Annotated in this window: 11 protein-coding genes and 1 tRNA gene; 8 read left to right on the forward strand and 4 right to left on the reverse strand. The window is 63.0% G+C overall.

The window, feature by feature from the left end; translation table 11 throughout:
* From QMC96_07275 to QMC96_07290, 4 genes are all read left to right on the forward strand, one after another.
* Positions 1–1,740, forward strand: coding sequence for a pyruvate/oxaloacetate carboxyltransferase (locus QMC96_07275; GenBank protein ID MDI6876556.1), 1,740 nt, complete (start codon positions 1–3; stop codon positions 1,738–1,740).
* The gene (locus QMC96_07280) at positions 1,737–3,215 is read left to right on the forward strand and encodes an acetyl-CoA carboxylase biotin carboxylase subunit (protein MDI6876557.1); all 1,479 of its coding nucleotides are present in this window, start codon (positions 1,737–1,739) and stop codon (positions 3,213–3,215) included. Before QMC96_07275 ends, QMC96_07280 begins: the two co-directional genes overlap by 4 nt.
* Before the next feature lie 60 nt (positions 3,216–3,275).
* Positions 3,276–3,386 (forward strand) — tRNA-Met (locus QMC96_07285).
* 750 nt (positions 3,387–4,136) lie between these two features.
* A complete protein-coding gene (locus QMC96_07290; GenBank protein ID MDI6876558.1) occupies positions 4,137–4,427 on the forward strand; it encodes a hypothetical protein in 291 nt (96 codons plus the stop codon).
* On the opposite strand, the gene QMC96_07295 is transcribed toward QMC96_07290, so the two are convergent.
* From QMC96_07295 to QMC96_07305, 3 genes are all read right to left on the reverse strand, one after another.
* Positions 4,424–5,443: an AI-2E family transporter gene (locus QMC96_07295; protein MDI6876559.1), complete on the reverse strand. Its 1,020-nt coding sequence runs from the start codon at positions 5,441–5,443 to the stop codon at positions 4,424–4,426. The genes QMC96_07290 and QMC96_07295 overlap by 4 nt on opposite strands.
* A 450-nt stretch (positions 5,444–5,893) precedes the next feature.
* Positions 5,894–9,376, reverse strand: coding sequence for a fasciclin domain-containing protein (locus QMC96_07300; protein MDI6876560.1), 3,483 nt, complete (start codon positions 9,374–9,376; stop codon positions 5,894–5,896).
* A 651-nt stretch (positions 9,377–10,027) separates the two neighbouring features.
* Positions 10,028–11,668: an ATP-binding protein gene (locus QMC96_07305; GenBank protein MDI6876561.1), complete on the reverse strand. Its 1,641-nt coding sequence runs from the start codon at positions 11,666–11,668 to the stop codon at positions 10,028–10,030.
* A 360-nt stretch (positions 11,669–12,028) separates the two neighbouring features.
* Here QMC96_07305 and QMC96_07310 point away from each other — a divergent pair, with 360 nt between their 5' ends.
* The 4 genes from QMC96_07310 (at position 12,029) to QMC96_07325 (ending at position 15,761) form a co-directional block, all read left to right on the forward strand.
* The gene (locus QMC96_07310; protein ID MDI6876562.1) at positions 12,029–13,075 is read left to right on the forward strand and encodes a hypothetical protein; all 1,047 of its coding nucleotides are present in this window, start codon (positions 12,029–12,031) and stop codon (positions 13,073–13,075) included.
* 809 nt (positions 13,076–13,884) lie between these two features.
* The gene (locus QMC96_07315) at positions 13,885–14,061 is read left to right on the forward strand and encodes a DUF1059 domain-containing protein (protein MDI6876563.1); all 177 of its coding nucleotides are present in this window, start codon (positions 13,885–13,887) and stop codon (positions 14,059–14,061) included.
* A gap of 468 nt (positions 14,062–14,529) precedes the next feature.
* The gene (locus QMC96_07320) at positions 14,530–15,210 is read left to right on the forward strand and encodes a TIGR00289 family protein (GenBank protein MDI6876564.1); all 681 of its coding nucleotides are present in this window, start codon (positions 14,530–14,532) and stop codon (positions 15,208–15,210) included.
* Positions 15,207–15,761, forward strand: coding sequence for a hypothetical protein (locus QMC96_07325; protein ID MDI6876565.1), 555 nt, complete (start codon positions 15,207–15,209; stop codon positions 15,759–15,761). The genes QMC96_07320 and QMC96_07325 overlap by 4 nt, the downstream gene beginning before the upstream one ends.
* Positions 15,762–15,823: 62 nt before the next feature.
* Here the strand turns inward: QMC96_07325 and QMC96_07330 are convergent, their stop codons facing one another.
* Positions 15,824–16,372, reverse strand: a complete 549-nt coding sequence (locus tag QMC96_07330) for a PRC-barrel domain-containing protein (protein ID MDI6876566.1) — start codon at positions 16,370–16,372, stop codon at positions 15,824–15,826.
* Between the last annotated feature and the right edge of the window lie 160 nt (positions 16,373–16,532).

The raw sequence follows: 16,532 nt of genomic DNA on the forward strand, positions 1-16,532 counted from the left end.
ATGACTGCCAGCAGTTCTTCCCGAGTGCGCATCACCGACACCACGCTGCGGGATGCGCATCAATCGCTCATCGCCACCCGGTTGAGGACGGAAGATCTCCTTCCCCTGGCGCGAACCCTGGACGATGTGGGGTTCTTCTCCGTCGAGGCCTGGGGTGGAGCGACCTTCGACTCCGCGATCCGGTTCCTGAACGACGATCCCTGGGAGCGGCTGCGTAGCCTGAAGGAGGAGCTGAAGAAGACGCCCATCCAGATGCTCCTCCGCGGGCAGAACCTCGTCGGTTACCGCCATTATCCCGACGACGTGGTGGAGCGGTTCGTCGACGCCGCCTGCCAGAACGGCGTGGATATCTTCCGGATCTTCGACGCCCTGAACGACATCCGCAACATGCGGAAGGCGATGGAGGAGGTGAAGGCAAGAGGCGCCCACCTCCAGGGAGCCATCTGCTACACGATCAGCCCGGTGCATACCATCCCTGCCTTCATCGAGATGGCCCGGGAGCTCTACAGCCTGGAGTGCGACTCGATCTGCATCAAGGATATGGCCGGGCTGATTATGCCCGAGGCGGCGCGGGAGCTGATCTGCGGCATAAAAGACGAGATGGACATCCTGGTGGATCTCCACTCCCACTCGACAAGCGGCGTCGCCCCGATGAGTTACCAGGCGGCAATCGATGCCGGCGCGGATATCCTGGACACTGCCATGTCGCCGTTCGCTCTCGGGACTTCGCAGCCTCCCACCGAGAGCACGGTCGCCGCTCTCGCCGGCACGGCGAGGGACACGGGCATCGATCTCGTTGCCCTCCGAAAGGTGCGCAATCAGTGCCTGCGTATCCGCGAGAAGTACGCCGGCCTGATCAGCCCCATCTCCGAGCGGGTGGACAGCGATGTGCTGATCTACCAGCTGCCGGGCGGGATGATCTCCAACCTCTACTCGCAGCTCAAGGAGCAGGACGCCCTGAACCGACTGGAGGACGTCTTTGCCGAGATCCCGCGGGTGCGGGAGGATCTCGGCTACCCCCCGCTCGTTACCCCGACGAGCCAGATCGTGGGCACCCAGGCGGTCATCAACGTGCTCGTGGGCGGCGAACGCTATCAGAACGTGACGAACGAGGTGAAGGACTACGTGCGGGGGCTCTACGGGAAACCGCCGGCGCCCATCCGCGACGAGATTCGCGAACGGATCATCGGCAGCGACCCTCCCATCACGGTGCGGCCGGCGGATCTGCTCGAACCGATGTATGAGAAGATGAAGCGGGATGCGGTAAAAGCGGGGCTTGTCAAGAAGGAGGAGGATATCCTCACCTACATCCTCTACCCGGCCATCGCCCCCGCGTTCCTGCGGGGCGAGAGGAAAGCGGAAGTCCTGCCGGTGAAGGAGGCGGAGAGCAAGCCGCCCGTGGATCTCCCGAGCAGCATGGAGGTGGAGGTCGACGGCGAGATCTTCTCCGTGCGGATCCTCACTGTGGAGGGTTCCGCGGTCACACCGACGCCAAAGCCTCACGAGAAGATCCCCCGCGGCGAGATGGAAGGGGGCGTGAAGAGCAACATGCAGGGAATGGTGCTCGAGGTGGTGGCTGCGACCGGCACCATGGTCAGGAAGGGGGATGTCCTGATCGTCCTCGAGGCGATGAAGATGGAGAACCCGATCCACAGCCCGAGGGACGGCAGGGTCGGGGAGATATTCGTGAACCAGGGGGATGTGGTGCAGCCCGGCGACGTGCTGCTGGTGATCGAATGACGCACTTCGAGAAGATCCTGATCGCCAACCGCGGGGAGATCGCCATCCGGGTGATGCGGGCCTGCCGGGAGCTCGGGATCGAGACGGTCGCCATCTACTCCACGCCGGACAAGAACGCGCTGCACGTGAAATACGCCGACGAGGCCTTCCACGTCGGGGACGCCCATCCCTCCAAAAGTTACCTGAACAAGGAGCGGATCATCGATATCGCTCATAAAGCCGGTGCGGAGGCTATCCACCCCGGTTACGGGTTCCTGGCCGAGAACAGCGCTTTCGCGAAACTCTGCTGCGACGAGGGGCTCGTCTTCATCGGCCCCTCCTGGAGGGCGATCCAGGCGCTGGGATCCAAGGTGGGCGCCCGCAGCCTGATGCGGTCTTCCGGCGTGCCGGTGCTCCCCGGTACGCCGGACGGTGTCACGGACATCGACGAGGCGAAGCAGGTGGCCGCCGAGATCGGCTACCCCGTGATCTGCAAGGCGAGCGCCGGGGGCGGCGGTATCGGGATGCAGATCGTCCATGAGGAGTCAGCGCTCGAGGAGGCGATCGCCGCCGGGATGCGGATCGCGGAGTCCGCCTTCGGAGACCCGACCATCTTCATCGAGAAGTACCTGACGAAACCGCGCCACATCGAGTTCCAGGTGCTCGGCGACAACTATGGACACGCGATCCACCTCTTCGACCGCGAGTGCTCCATCCAGCGGCGCCACCAGAAGCTGATCGAGGAGGCGCCTTCTCCCATCATGACGGCGGACCTGCGGGAGAGGATGGCGGAGTCGGCCCTCACGGCGGTCCGTGCGTCGAGGTACTCCAACGCGGGTTCGATCGAGTTCCTCTACGCGGACGGCGACTACTACTTCATGGAGGTCAACGCCCGCCTGCAGGTGGAACACACGATCACGGAGTTCATCACCGGCGTGGATCTGGTGAAGCAGCAGATCGCGATCGCGGCCGGAGAACCGCTCCTCCTCGACCAGGAGGACGTGACCGCCACCGGGCACGCGATCGAGTGCCGGATCAATGCGGAGGATCCCATGAACAACTTCGCCGCGGATCCAGGCAAGATCGTCCGCTACCGCTCCCCGGGAGGGCCAGGCATTCGCGTTGACAGCGGGATTCATGTGGGTTACACCATCCCGCCTTACTACGACTCCATGATCTCGAAGCTCTGCGCCTGGGGCAGCAGCCGCATGGAGGCGATCCAGAGGATGCGGCGGGCGATCTACGAGTACGTGATCATCGGGGTGAAGACCACGCTCCCGCTCCACCACGCCGTGATGCACAACAGGCGCTTCACGGAGGGGGATACCCACACCCACTTCCTGCAGGAGGAGCGGATTATCGAGAACCTGCACCGCTACCTGCGCGAGGAGGAGACCCGCATGCAGACGCTCGCCGCATCCCTTCGCCAGGGCAAGGAGATCGCGGCGATCTCCGTTGCGGTCAACGTCTACATCAACCAGCAGAAGAAGCGGTAGGCCCTCCGAATCAAGGACCTATAGGTTTATTAGGGTTTCCGCCCAAACTGTTTAGTCCGGGCTGCGGTGGCCTAGCTGGTTAGGGCGCCAGACTCATAGGGTTTTTGAGCGAACGAAAGCGCCATCATCTGGGATATCTGGAGATCGCGGGTTCGGATCCCGCCCGCAGCACTTTTACGGCAGGTTTGGAATTGAATACTGCAATCATGACTCTGCCGAAGGGGAGCAGTCTTCACCCGTGCTCTCTTGATGCAGAGTCATCAGTGTATCGACGCTTTTCCCTCCTTTGACCCGAAAACCGGAAAATACGGCAATGTTGTTCCCTATCATGCGCTCGATGGACGCAACTGGCGATTTTAACCGGTGCAGGGGCAAAAGTGAAGTAGATCCCTGGTAATTCGAACAAGATCGAGGAGTATGCGATCGGGGATCCGATCCCGCAGAAGGCCTGCATCTACTGCCTCTCGTATCCACCTCCAGCATCATCCCAACCGCCAGAACAGTAGCTGCTCCATCCATACGAGTATGTTTGTATACTCCACACCCATGCCAGCTGTGCCGTGTGACCCTGTCCCCAAGGCGGCTGCACTCGCCGGGATATCAAGCTCCCACTCCATGCCTTCATCGTCGCTGTCATCGGATACCTGGCACCGGGGCTTAAACTGCGTTACACACGAATAGAAGCGAGCTTAGAGCGGTCGGCTCCCCGTGTGCCGCTTTCATGAACGTTCTGGGAACGGGCAACTCCGGACTCTCGGCCATCGCATTCGCAGTAGTTCTCCGGCGGGCGCTCGGGGGCGGATGCGCAGCCTCGGCAATCAGCCGGTTCGTCGGGATCGCCGGAGCCGCGGGGATTGCCCGGGGGTCTTCCCCTGCGATCCCGGTCGCATTCCGATAACCCCCTCCGGTACTCTCCACCCGATGATCGGAATCGTCCCGCTGATCGCGACGCTCATCGCAATGGAGGTATTCGCCTTCTCTGAAAGGGCCAGGGCTGAATGGCGCGGTTTCTTCATCGCCGCCCAGATGGCAGACGGGACGACCGTTCTCGGGCACGGACTCTGGCGGGTTCTTCCCGCTTTCTCAGAGTTTCTAACACAATCTGCTCCCTGCTGGCAAATTGCCCGGGATCATCGATGCAGAGATCCCCCGGTGCCAAGGGAGTCGGAGAGGGGGGCAGGCATACTCTGCCGCAACCTGGAATCTCCCTAGCCTCCTTCAGGCGTCTTCAACTCGTCGACGAGGACGCGGTAGCCCGCCAGAACGATCGACGCGATCAGAGGCCCGAACACGAACCCGATGGCGCCCAGCGCATACAGACCCCCGAAGATGGCGATGAACATGATCACGGGGCTGATGCCGGCACGGTTGCCCATCAGGACGGGGCGCAGGAAGAGATCCGGAAACGCCGCGACGATCAGGTATCCGGCGACCAGCATCACAATCCCCCGCGCCAGGTTGCCCGTAAAAATGTCCAGGATGGCGAGGACGACGATGACGAACGATGGGCCAACTACGGGGAGAACCTCCGAGACCGCGAGAACGAACGAGAAGAAGATCACGTGATCGTAGCCCAGGATATACAGGAACGGAGCCGCGATGAAGAACGTGACGACGGCAATTCCGATATCGACCACAAATACCGCGTACAGGGTGTCCGATACCGTCCTGCCGATCTGCTGGAGAGCGTTCCCCATCCGCCCGGGAACAATTCCCAGGATCTCTCCCCATATCTCCTCTCCGTGGAGGAGGAAGAGGTAGAGGCTGAAGAAGAAGATCGCGATCTCGACCAGGTAGTCGGGAATCGAGAAGACAAGCCTCTCGAGCGTGCTCCCGGCGAGTTCCGTGAGCCGGTTCAGCCAGCTGGCGATCAGGTCCTGCGGGATGAGGGGCATACCCAGGAGACCCCCGGACACGAGATCCGCCCAGCCCGCCTCGATGCTCTCGGCTATCCGCAGGATCAGGTCGCGGTTCTGGTAGAGTATGCCGAGAATGCCCAGGATAAAGACCAGGATCGCGAGAAATACGAGCGTGGTCGCAATAGATGCCGAAACGAAGACGGTGAACCTGCGACCGATCCATCGGCGGAGCGGCATGACCACGACGGCGGCAGCGACGCCGAGAAGGAGGGTATCAAGGATTCTGAAGAATGCCGCTATTGCGAGGATGTAAAGGGTTAAGACCAGAATGAAGATCCACACACGGCTTGTGCGGAGGGGATCTGCCATATGCCGCTCCATTGGCGGAGCATACTATTAATGTATCTGCTTTGGGAATGCCCTCTGTTGCAGGCGAGGGGCAGTGATCTCCCGGCCCGTCGTATCAGCGTGGTGGGGCGATGGGGTGCGCCCCCTCCCCCGTATTGCGGTAGCCTCAAAGGGCGGGATGGCAACATGCCATGACAGCCCCCCTTCATATCCCTCGGTGAAGAGGCTCCTGCGTCCGGAACTGCAGTCGGATGCGATCGTGCCCGTTGTTTAATTTCTACGCTGCTCCAGGGACCCGGTTCAATCGCATCGGCGGGGGGTGGAGCGCGAGAGGGGGGGGGCGCCGACCCCTCCCTTCCTGTGCTCATGGGATGGGAATTCACCAGCGGGAGCTGGGCCCAAGCAACATGATTGGCCACGGAGGTGGCGAAACGGCGACGCTTCCGGAAAAAAAGGGGAGGGTTTTCCCTTCTACTCCACAACCAGGCTGCCCGTCATGGTGGTCGGATGGACGTCGCAGCGGAAGAAGTAGGTCCCGGGTTCCTCCGGGGCCGTGAAGGTGTAGGTGATGGAGTCCACCCCGGTGATGACCTCGCCCACGAAGATGGGCTCGGTCGCCGCCGACGTCGTGTAGGCTGCGAAGTTGTGGGGGATGCCCTCGTCCCGGTTCTCGAAGTTCATGGTGACGTTCGCCCCGGCCGGCACCGTGATGGTGTTCTGGTCGAAGGCGATGCCTTCCGCCACCAGGTCGACGGTCACGTTCTGCCCTGCCGGAGGCGTGGGCTCCACTGCAGGAGTCTGCATGGGGGTCGTAGGTATGAGGGCAGTAAGGTTCACATCCGGCGGGATCAGCACGGCATCGATGGCATGGATGACGCCGTTGCCTGCCGGGATGTCCGCCGTGATCACCGATGCGTTGTCCACCATCACCACGCCGTCCGTGATATTGACGGTCAGGTTGCTGCCCTGGACCGTCGTGAGATTCATGCCATCCTCCAGCCCGGAGGCGTTTATCCGCGCCGGCACGACATGGTAGAGTAGAATCTCGGTGAGATCCCCCTCCGGTTCTGCGAGGAGAGATTCCACGGTCGCATTGGATAGGTTAGCAAAAGCCGCATCCGTTGGGGCAAAGAGCGTGAAGGGGCCCTCGCCGCGGAGGGTGTCGGTCAGGGCGGCGGCATCCACGGCCGTGAGCAGCGTGGTGAAGTTGCCGTCCTGCTGAGCAGTCTCGATGAGATCCGGAAGTTCCGGCATCATGGAGGGTGTGACGTTCGGCGTCGCATTGGGTGTCACATTAGGAGTGATCGCGGGAGTAATCGTAGGTGTCATGGTGGGCGACACGTTCGGGATCACAACTCCCGGCGGGGCTGGGGTGGTGACGTTGGGCGACGGCGTTTCGGTCGGCGTCACGTTGGGGGCGGCGCCTTCCGCGGTCACGTTGACCGTCTGGTACACCAGCGGGATCAGCGGCGTGTGGTCGTTGTTGACCAGCTGCACCGAGAGGTTATGCTCCCCCGGCGTCACGTTCGCCCAGGTGTAGCTGGTGTTGACCGTCGGCACGTAGGTGCCCGGTGCGGTGATCGCCGGCGCACTCGCGTTCCTCGGGACCGCCGCGTCCAGGTAGTAGTGCAGGTGCCCCTCGCCCGGCACGTTCGCGGCGCCCAGCCGGTCCACCAGCGTGAAGTTGGTCACGTTCACGGATACGGTGATGGTATCGCCGCTGAGGTTCGCGCCCTCCTGCGGCTCCGTGATGTTCAGCGCGGGAGTGACGTTCGGGACGGGCGGCGTCATCGTTGGCGTCACATTGGGTGTCGGTGTCACGGTGGGCGTGACGTTCGGCGTTACCGTCGGGGTCACATTGGGGGTGACATTCGGCATCGCCGTCGGTGTAACCGTCGGGGTGATCGTCGGCGTTACTGTCGGGTAGGGAGTCGGCAGCACTTCAGGCCCCAGCTCCGGCGGGACGATCACCTTGTCGATGATATAGACAAAACCGTTGGCGGTCTGTACCACCGTGACGTTCACTGCCACGTCGTTGATGATCAGGATATTGTCTCTCGCATCGACCGTGATATTGGACCCTTCGAGGGTCGTGAGGGTGACGTTATCCAGATCGGTGATGTTGTAGGCGCCCGGCACGCAGCTATACTGCACCAGCTTGGTCTTGTCCTCTTCGGAGAGGTTCTCCGCCGTGACGTTGTCAAAGGCATCGTTTGTCGGGACGAAGCAGGTGAAGTTCTGGTCCTGCTGCAGCGTCACATTCACCTGTGTCTGCTGGATGATCTGGATGAAGACGGAGATGTTGTTGTAGATGTTGATCGTCTGGATGATGGTTGTCGGACTCTTGATCACCTTGGGCGGCGGCCTCGGTGTGGGTGTGGGCGTTGGCGTGGCCGTGGGTGTTGGCGTGGGCGTAGGAGTCGGCGTCACGTTCTCTCCCAGCCGGAGCGCCAGTACAGCGCGATCCTCCCCGACTCCCGCCGGCCAGACGATGGTGTCATTGGCGACGGCAGGCCAGGCGTTGATGCCGGCCGGAGCGGTGTAGTTCCATACGATCTCGCCCGTCATGCGGTCGAGGGCGTAGATGGTGCCGTCGAACGTGGCCGTGAAGACCAGGTCGTTCACTACGGTTGCGCCGCCGACGTTGATCGCATCGAACTTCTCGTCCCAGAGGATCTTGCCGGTGTCCGCCTCGATGGCGACGAGCCCGCCCGTGCCTTCATCGAACGGCTGGAGCTCGGGCGCGATCGCTCCTTCCACTCCCAGACTCAAAGAAGAGATCGAGGTCCAGTTGGTGTAGAGATCGACATACGGCACATAGACGATGCCGCCGGAATAGGCGATGGGCGTCTCCACGCCGCCGAGGGCACCGGGGTACACCGTGACGGTCTCGTTGCCTTCTGGCAGGGCAGCCAGCTGGTCGTTCTGGTGCTCTCCGACCATGGCAATCCAGAAGATGCATCCGCCCCTGTCACGGTCGAAGGCATACACTCTGCCCATCTTGCCGGCACCGATCACGATCTCCTGATCGTCTCCGCTGATTTTCGCCTCGGCGAGGATGGGCGAGATCTGGAAATCATGGTCGAAGAGGTCATGGGGCAGCACCTGGGTGAACCCGAGCAGTTCGCCGTCCGCATGGTCGAGGGCCACCAGGCTGTTGGTGTAGAGGTTCGGACCCGGGCGGCTCGTCCCGTTCGGGAACTCGGGGGTTCCCGCGAAGGGAGCCGGGTTGGCAACGGCCCAGAAGGTGATGTTCGAATCCGTATCCACCGCCGGCGGATACCAGGCACCCCCGCCGCTGTTGACCTCGGGGTTGCCCCAGATGCTCTCGGGGTCGTCCACCGTGCTGAAGTTCCAGACGACATCCCCGCTCTCCTGATCGAGGGCGAAGATGATCCCGACGGCGCCGCCCTGGTAGAAGACGTCGCCCCTGCCCGGCACCGTCGAGGTGTACACGAGCCCGTTATAGACGAGGGGCTGGATGTCGATGCCCTCTCCGGTGGCATTGGGCGGATCCTCGATCAGCCTCGCCTCCCAGATCTCCTCACCGTCGGTCGCATTGAGGGCTGCGATGGTGAATGGATCCTTGGTGACAAAGACCTTGTCCCAGCCCACCGCCGGACCGTTGGGTCCGGTTAGGTTCGTCGAGTTGTACTCCCGGGCCCAGAGCACATCACCCGTCTCGAAGTCGAGCGCATAGGTGTTGCCGAAGAGGTCCTGGAAGTAGACCGTATCACCCAGGATGAGCGGGTTGCTGCTCGCCCCGCCGAACTGGCCCGTGGCATTGATCTCGAAGGTCCAGGCCAGCCCCAGCTGATCCACGTTGGAGGCGTCTATGCTGGAGTCGTTGGTCGCACGCGTGTTGCTGTAGTCCCTGTTGGGGAGCGGCCAGTCTTCTGCATACTGGACCACCTCCGGTGGAGCACCCTCCACCATCCCCGTAGCTGCTGACACGGTATCCGTGTCGTTCGCTCCTTCCTGGGCTCCAACCCCGGATAAGAGGGTAAAGGAGGCTATTACCAAAAAGGAGACCAACAGTATGAATACTCTTTTCATACCCCCGCCCGGATGGTATGCTGGTTGATATACTTTCTGGCAATCCATTACCATTAAGGGGTAAAATTAGCCTTCCAGAGCTGATTAAATAAAATCCATCTCTATCTGTGTCATAATCGGCTTCTGGAAGCGACTGCATCTCACCGGCATTCATTCGTTTCCGCTCAGACGGGATGAGTACTTAATCGGCTAACGGCAACGGCATTTAGCGGAACTATCTGCAATGTATACCCATATGCTGAATGCACCCTGACATTTGCAGCGGACGTGAGAACGCCCAATTTTCCGACATCGTTCCGCCTCGCCATCGACGGGACGCAGCCTCCCTTTGGACGGTCCCTATCCGGGACCCGTTCCCCCCACCTTGCCACCGCCCTACGGATCCGCACGATGACGGGAGCATCCGCGCCGCCGGTCGCAATTTTTATGCGCAGCCGATGCCGCAGGAACGATCCTCGCTCGATTCGTCGGCGGCGTCCGCCCCATTCCCCCCTATAACTCCCGGGAGCGGGACGACCGCGGCGACCTTCCCACGCCCCCTCCGCCGCGTCACCGCTCCACCGCCGGCAGCGTGAAGAAGAAGGTCGAGCCCTTCCCCGGCTCGGACTCGACCCAGATCCGCCCGCCATGCCGCTCCACGATCCGTTTCACGACGGCGAGCCCGATGCCGGTGCCGGGGTACCGCTCCTGGGCATGCAGCCGCTGGAAGATCACGAAAATCTTGTCATAATACGGAGGCTCGATCCCGATCCCGTTGTCGGCGACGCTGAACTGGACCATGCTGTTGCGTCGCTCTGCCGCAACATGGACCCGCGGTGGCACGCCCTCCCGCCGGAACTTGATCGCGTTCTCGATCAGGTTCTGGAAGACCTGGCGGAGCTGGGAGGCGTCGGCCACAACCGTGGGCAGGGGGGTCCAGGCGACCTCGGCGTGCACCTCCTCGATCTGGAGGCGGAGACCCTCCAGAACCTCCCGGAGAACGGCAGTGCAGTCCGTCGGCTGGAGCGGCTGCGCCTGCGTGCTGATACGTGAATACGCGAGCAGGTCGGTGACCAGCGCCTGCATCCGTCGCCCTCCCTGCTCGATGAACCCGATGAAATCGTCGGCATCCGCATCCAGCCTCCCGCCGTACCGACGCTGCAGCAGCTGCGCATAGCTGACGATCATGCGGATCGGCTCCTGGAGGTCGTGGCTGACCACGTAAGCGAACCGCTCCAGATCCTCGTTGCTCCTCTGGAGGTCCCGCGCGTATCGGTGCAGCTGCTCCTCCGCTTCCTTTCGCTGCTGCACCTCCCGGACCAGCTGCTCGACCATCTGCTGGAGCTCCCGCGTGCGCCCTTCGACCAGATCTTCTAGGCGCCGCTGGTAGGTCTGCAGCTCTCTCTCCGCTCTTTTCTGCCCCGTGACATCCGAGAAGAGGTAGAATCTCCCGTGGCAGCGATCCCCGCAGTTTCGGATTTCGGCCGAGAATCGGTGTATGAGCCGGCCGTCTCGAAGAGCGATCTCGTCCTCGATGCAGGTCCTGTGCTCCCCGGAGGGGAGGGGTCCGCATGCGGCCATGAAGGTCGCGGGGTCGGCGACCATCGGGAGCCAGGCCCGGATCAGATCCCCGTGTTTCAGCTCCCCGCGATCCAGCATCGATCGCAGGTGAGCCATGCCCATCATTTCGAGGAAGCGGTCGTTGCAGTGGAGGACGATGTCCGTACGGATATCCACGATGTAGCATCCGTAGGGGGCCGCATCCATCATCCAGGTGAAGATCATCTCCCTCCCGCAGTTCCGGAGGGGCGCCATCCCCTCCCCCCGCACGCTACGGGCAGGATCTCGTGCTGCATGCAGCGCTGCTCTGAACCCGGCAAACTGCTGCCGCGGATTGCCCCTCTTCAGGATATAATAGTTCACGCCGCTGTTGATCGCGGCAATGGCCGTCTCTGCGCTGCCCTCCTCCACCAGCAGGGCTTCGAAGATCCCCCTGTCCAGGAGCCGCGCCTCCCGGAGGAGCGAGAGCCCGTCCATCCCGCACGTCCCCTGCTCCGCGAGTATGGCATCGAACGCCCGTTCCCGCAGCAGCTCGAGCGCCCCGATAGCGGAGTTCGAGATGGTCACTGCCAAACCGCATACCCTCTCCAGCCAGAGGCGGGCGGCATCCAGATACTCCTGGTCATCGCCGACCAGTAGGAGCGATAACATCGGGATGGCATCTCCTGTACTACCTGAATAATTGAGGCCAGGTGTATTAATTGTAGTGCCTGGACGCCCTGGAATGTGCCGGATCCGCGAACAGAACCCTTTCATCGCTCCGGTGAATATTCACCGGAGCGATGAACCGGAGGATCCTCGGGGGGGCTTCCGATCCGGGAACCGTGCCGGCGGTCGCTGCCAATACCTATATACGCCTGCAGGGGTGTGAATATTCCTGACAGGTATGACAGCGGGGGCTCGAACAGAGGCGATGCGGAAGGCGTGCCGCTCCCGGAGGCGGGCGGGGGCGGCGGAGATCCCGCTGAGGTGAGGTGAGACCGTGCATATGCGGCAGCGGAGGGAAGCCCCATGAGCGGTATCCCTGAACGTATCGCCATCGCCGGCGCCGGAGTGAGCGGCGCCTGGCTCTACCGGGCGCTCACGGCGCAGGGGAGATCCGTGGACATCTACGAAGACGGGCGGAAGGGGACCGCCTGCGGGATTCACTCCTGCGCCTGGGGGGTGGGGCACGAGTTCTTCCCGCTCGTGCGGAGCGTCGGGCTGGAGCCGGAGACCTACGTCACCAACCGTATCCACACGGTGATATTCGGGGGGCGGCACCTGCCTGCGGATCAGCTCTTCCTGATCGATAAGCCGGGGCTCATCGAGGATCTCCTCTCCGGCGCGGAGATCGTCCATGGACGCATCCCGAAGAACCGCTACGACCGCATCCTGGACTGCAGCGGGGCGGCCCGGGCCTGCCTGCCTCCGACGCGGGATCCGGATCTCATCTGCAGCACCGTCCAGTACCGTGCCAGGATCCCCGCGCACCCGAACGACACCATCGTCTTCACTTTCGGCCCCGTGGGAGGGGCCTGGCTCTTCCCCCTGGGGGATGGCACCTCCCACCTGGGCAGCGCCTGCCTCTCCGACCGCGAAGAGGACGCCGCTGCCATGCTGGAGAGATCGGGAATCGCCGCCGGAGATTCGGTAGAGCGCATCTGCGGCTGCCGCTCCCGCCTCCGCATATCCGGTCCGGCAGGCGCCCTGCCGCACACGGTGCCCGAGTCGGAGTTCGGATGTCCGGTCTGGGGCGTCGGGGAGTCGATCGGCACCGTCTCACCCCTATCCGGGGAGGGGATCACCAATGCCCTTCGATGCGCCACGCTGTACCTGGCGCACGAGTCGGACCCGCACGCCTACTCATCCGCCGTGCTCGAGGCGTTCTCCTGGATGGTGCGGGAGAGGGAGGTGCTGGACAAAGTCATGCGGGGCCAGATGCTCTGGCCCCGGGACATGCAGGTGTTCCGCCGGAATGCGAGCCGGGTGGGGATGCGGATCACCGTCGTCGACGTGCTCGCCATCCTCAAACGCGCCTTCCGAAACGACTGGCGGGCTCCGCTGATGAGGACGTGAGAACGCTGAAGGCATCCCGGCACCCCCAACGTGCGTTCCCCCTCCCTTCCGTCCTACCGGATGCGTATGCCTGCCTGCAGGGAGAGGATCAGGCCTCTTGAGAGGCGGAACGGAGCATTTCCGGAACCGAAGAAGATGGATACTCCCGGCATTGCAGGAATTTGTGCATCTCGCGGTATCCCCGGGAGGGGATGGTACGCCCCCATGGGATCGCCGTCACGATCCCGACCGCCGCGCTGAAGGGATGCCCCTGGAGAGATCCAATCCAGGCTATATCGCACCAATAGGGGGGAGGTCGAGAAGGGGAGGGGGCTTTCCCCCTCCCCCCGCCTTCCTTCCCCCGATAGTACGATAGCCTGGAAAGACGGGTCGAAAAGGGCTATTCCGAGTCCTCCCCTCTGTAGTTGCGATACTCCCGGTACATGAAATCGGCCGGCACAGAAAGGCCGCGTGCAAACTCCCCCATACTCCCACCAGGAGAAGGGCGATTGCAGAGGATTGGCGGAGATGTGCCTGGAATGCCGTACGATGAAATCCCATCAGATGCAGCGGGCTTGCTGCGGGAATGAGCGGGACGCTCTCTGGCCAGAGAACCAGATTCGGCCAGCCCCCCTCCCCTGCAGATTCAATCCAATGAGTCGGGTTATCCCGCTGGCGCGGTCCGGGGAAACAGTACAGAGAGTGCTGGCGGAAGTCCAACCCGTGATTGCGAAGCAGGCCGGTCATCGCCGCCTGCGGCGGACTTTCGGGCCCGTCGCAGGAAAGGTTTTTTATAGGATTCATGCCATTCCCACCCCCGGTGACTGGCCATGGTGATGACAATCCGGTGCGCCGATCTCGGTCTTGCGTGCGAGCATGAGATTACAGCAGAGGGAGAGGACGAACTCCTGAAGAGGGTGGCGGAGCATATACAGACCGTGCACGCCATGAACCCGGAGGCGCCGGGGATGGAGGAGAAGTTCCGGGGCGCGATGCGGGAGGAGTGAACGCCCTCCCCCTTCTTCTGATCGTATCTTTGGGATGCGGGGCGTCCCGGCACCTGTTCTTCCGAATGCCGCTGAGGATGCCGCGTACCGTCACTCGCACGCAGGGAGGATTTTTGGGTTCTGTGACAGCACTCTCCGGCGTATTTCTGCACCGATCCCGGGGAGAACCCGTCGACGATTCTTCCCCGCAGCCCTGAGAGAGCCGACCTCCCTCCCCCTTGGAGAGGGGAAGGGAATCGTGCGACAGGCTCGGACACTGAATGACGGGGAAGAAGCCATCCTATCGCACGAAGGGGGATAAGGGGCGGGGCTCTCGCCCTGAGAACATCAGAGAGCCGCTGACATACTCCTGGTGAGGATTCCGACAGATCCGATTCTGTTTCAATCGCCGGAAGATCGGCTTATGGGGTGACAGGATAATTACGTATGGCACAGATGCCGCCATTCCAGCAGGATCCATCCCCGCCCATGCAGCTCGGCGCCCTCGTCTCCGGCGGGAAGGACTCCCTCTTCGCCTGCCACAGGGCGATGCAGAAAGAGCACGTAGCCTGCCTCATCACTGTCGTATCCGCGAACCCGGAGAGCTACATGTTCCATACGCCCAACGTCCGCCTGGTGGAGCTGCAGGCAGAAGCCGCCGCTCTCCCGCTGGTGCAGGAGGAGACGCGCGGCGAGAAGGAGAGGGAACTGGCAGACCTGAAGCGGGCGATCGAGACCGCCCGGGAGGAGCACGGGATAGAAGGGGTCGTCAGCGGTGCGATCCTCTCGGTCTATCAGGCGACCCGCATCCAGCGCATCTGCCATGCTCTCGGCCTCTGGAGCTTCAACCCCCTCTGGCATGCGGACCCGGAGGCGTACATGGAGGAGCTGATCGCCTCCGGGTTCTCACCCCTGATAGCGGGAGTATACTCCTGCCCATTCGACGCCTCCTGGCTGGGCCGCCGCATCGATGCGCGGGCACTCTCCGATCTGAAGGGCATCGCAGAGAAACACCGCGTCACCCTCACCGGAGAGGGCGGGGAGTACGAGACGTTCGTCCTGGATGCACCGTTTTTCAAGAAAAGGATCGAGATCCTCTCGGCGGAGAGGACGTACCGCAACTACAACGGCCTCTACCGCATCAGGGAGGCGCGGCTGGTGGAGAAATGATCCTCGTCCTCGACCTCTGCTACCGCCGGGACTCTCTATCCCGGTACGAGTTCGTCGACCCGATCGCCGCCATCGTGCGACGGGCGGGAGTCCCGTGCACTGTCCGCCACTATATCGATGTGCGGGATGCCGACCGGGAGGAGGCGGAACGGGTTATCCTCTGCGGGACGGCGCTGAAGGACGACGGTTTCGCAGCGTCTCCGGAGGCGTTCGGCTGGATGCTGGACTTTCCCCGCCCCCTTCTCGGCATCTGCGCCGGCATGCAGGTCATCTCCCGGACATTCGGCGGAGCCGTCGAGCCGGGGTGCGAGATCGGGATGATCCGGATCCACCGCACCGCGGACGACCCCCTCTTCGACGGGAAGGAGACCTTCGAGGGGTATGCACTGCACCGCAACTCCGTGCGCCCCCCCGGGACGTTCCGGGTGCTCGCCGTCTCGGACGGCGGCATCCAGGCGATGCGGCATCCCGGGCGGCCGCTCTACGGGGTGATGTTCCACCCCGAGGTGCGGAACGAGTGGGTAGTGGAGAGATTCCTGCGCATCCCCTGATGCCCGCGGGATCGGGGAACAGGGGGCCTTCCGCACTACCGTTCCGTCGCCCGCAAGATGCTCTACTCGTTCCGCCTCCCCTCTTCCGGTATTCCCGGCGCCACGGCGCGGACCGGCTCCGTCACCCCCACACCCACCTTCGCAGGCGTCTCATCCCGGGGTCCGCCGCCCCTCCTCAGCCCGATGATGTCGCTGCCGGAGAGCGGTTCGACGGGGGCGGCGGCCGGCTTCACCACGCGGGTCCTGTCCTCGACGATCCAGGTCACGTTCTGGGTCATGGGCAGCTCGGCCCGGTTGATGCCGGGCGAGTTGTCCAGATCCTCCTTCGGGACATCCAGGATCCCGTAGTTCGTACCGGGCCGCATCATGAACGACGCCCGGGGAACCGCGAAGTACCTGGCTCCTCCCAGGATACTGCCGCCGTAGGCGAGCACGGCATTGACGATCCTGCCGCTGACGACGTCGATCATGATCTCCTCGATAGTGCCGAGGTCTTCTCCCGCCGGATTGCGGATCCCGCTCCCGATCAGCCGGCTGCCCGCCAGCACCCTCGGGGCCAGAAGCGTGCGTTCAACCATCGCTGTGGACTCTGTCTCCGTTGTCTCGATCATCTCTCCTCCTCGGTGCAGCAGCATCGGATGAAGCCCGAAGCGATTTATCATTTACCGGCACGGGCGGGGGCCGGCCCCCTCGCCCCGCAGACGAATCCCGCCCTCCTTAGAGAGACCGTCCGGCAAAACCGCCCGCGCGTCGCCGGCGGAGCGCACAAAG

The organism is Methanomicrobiales archaeon, assembly GCA_030019205.1.
Classification (GTDB): Archaea; Halobacteriota; Methanomicrobia; order Methanomicrobiales; family JACTUA01; genus JASEFH01.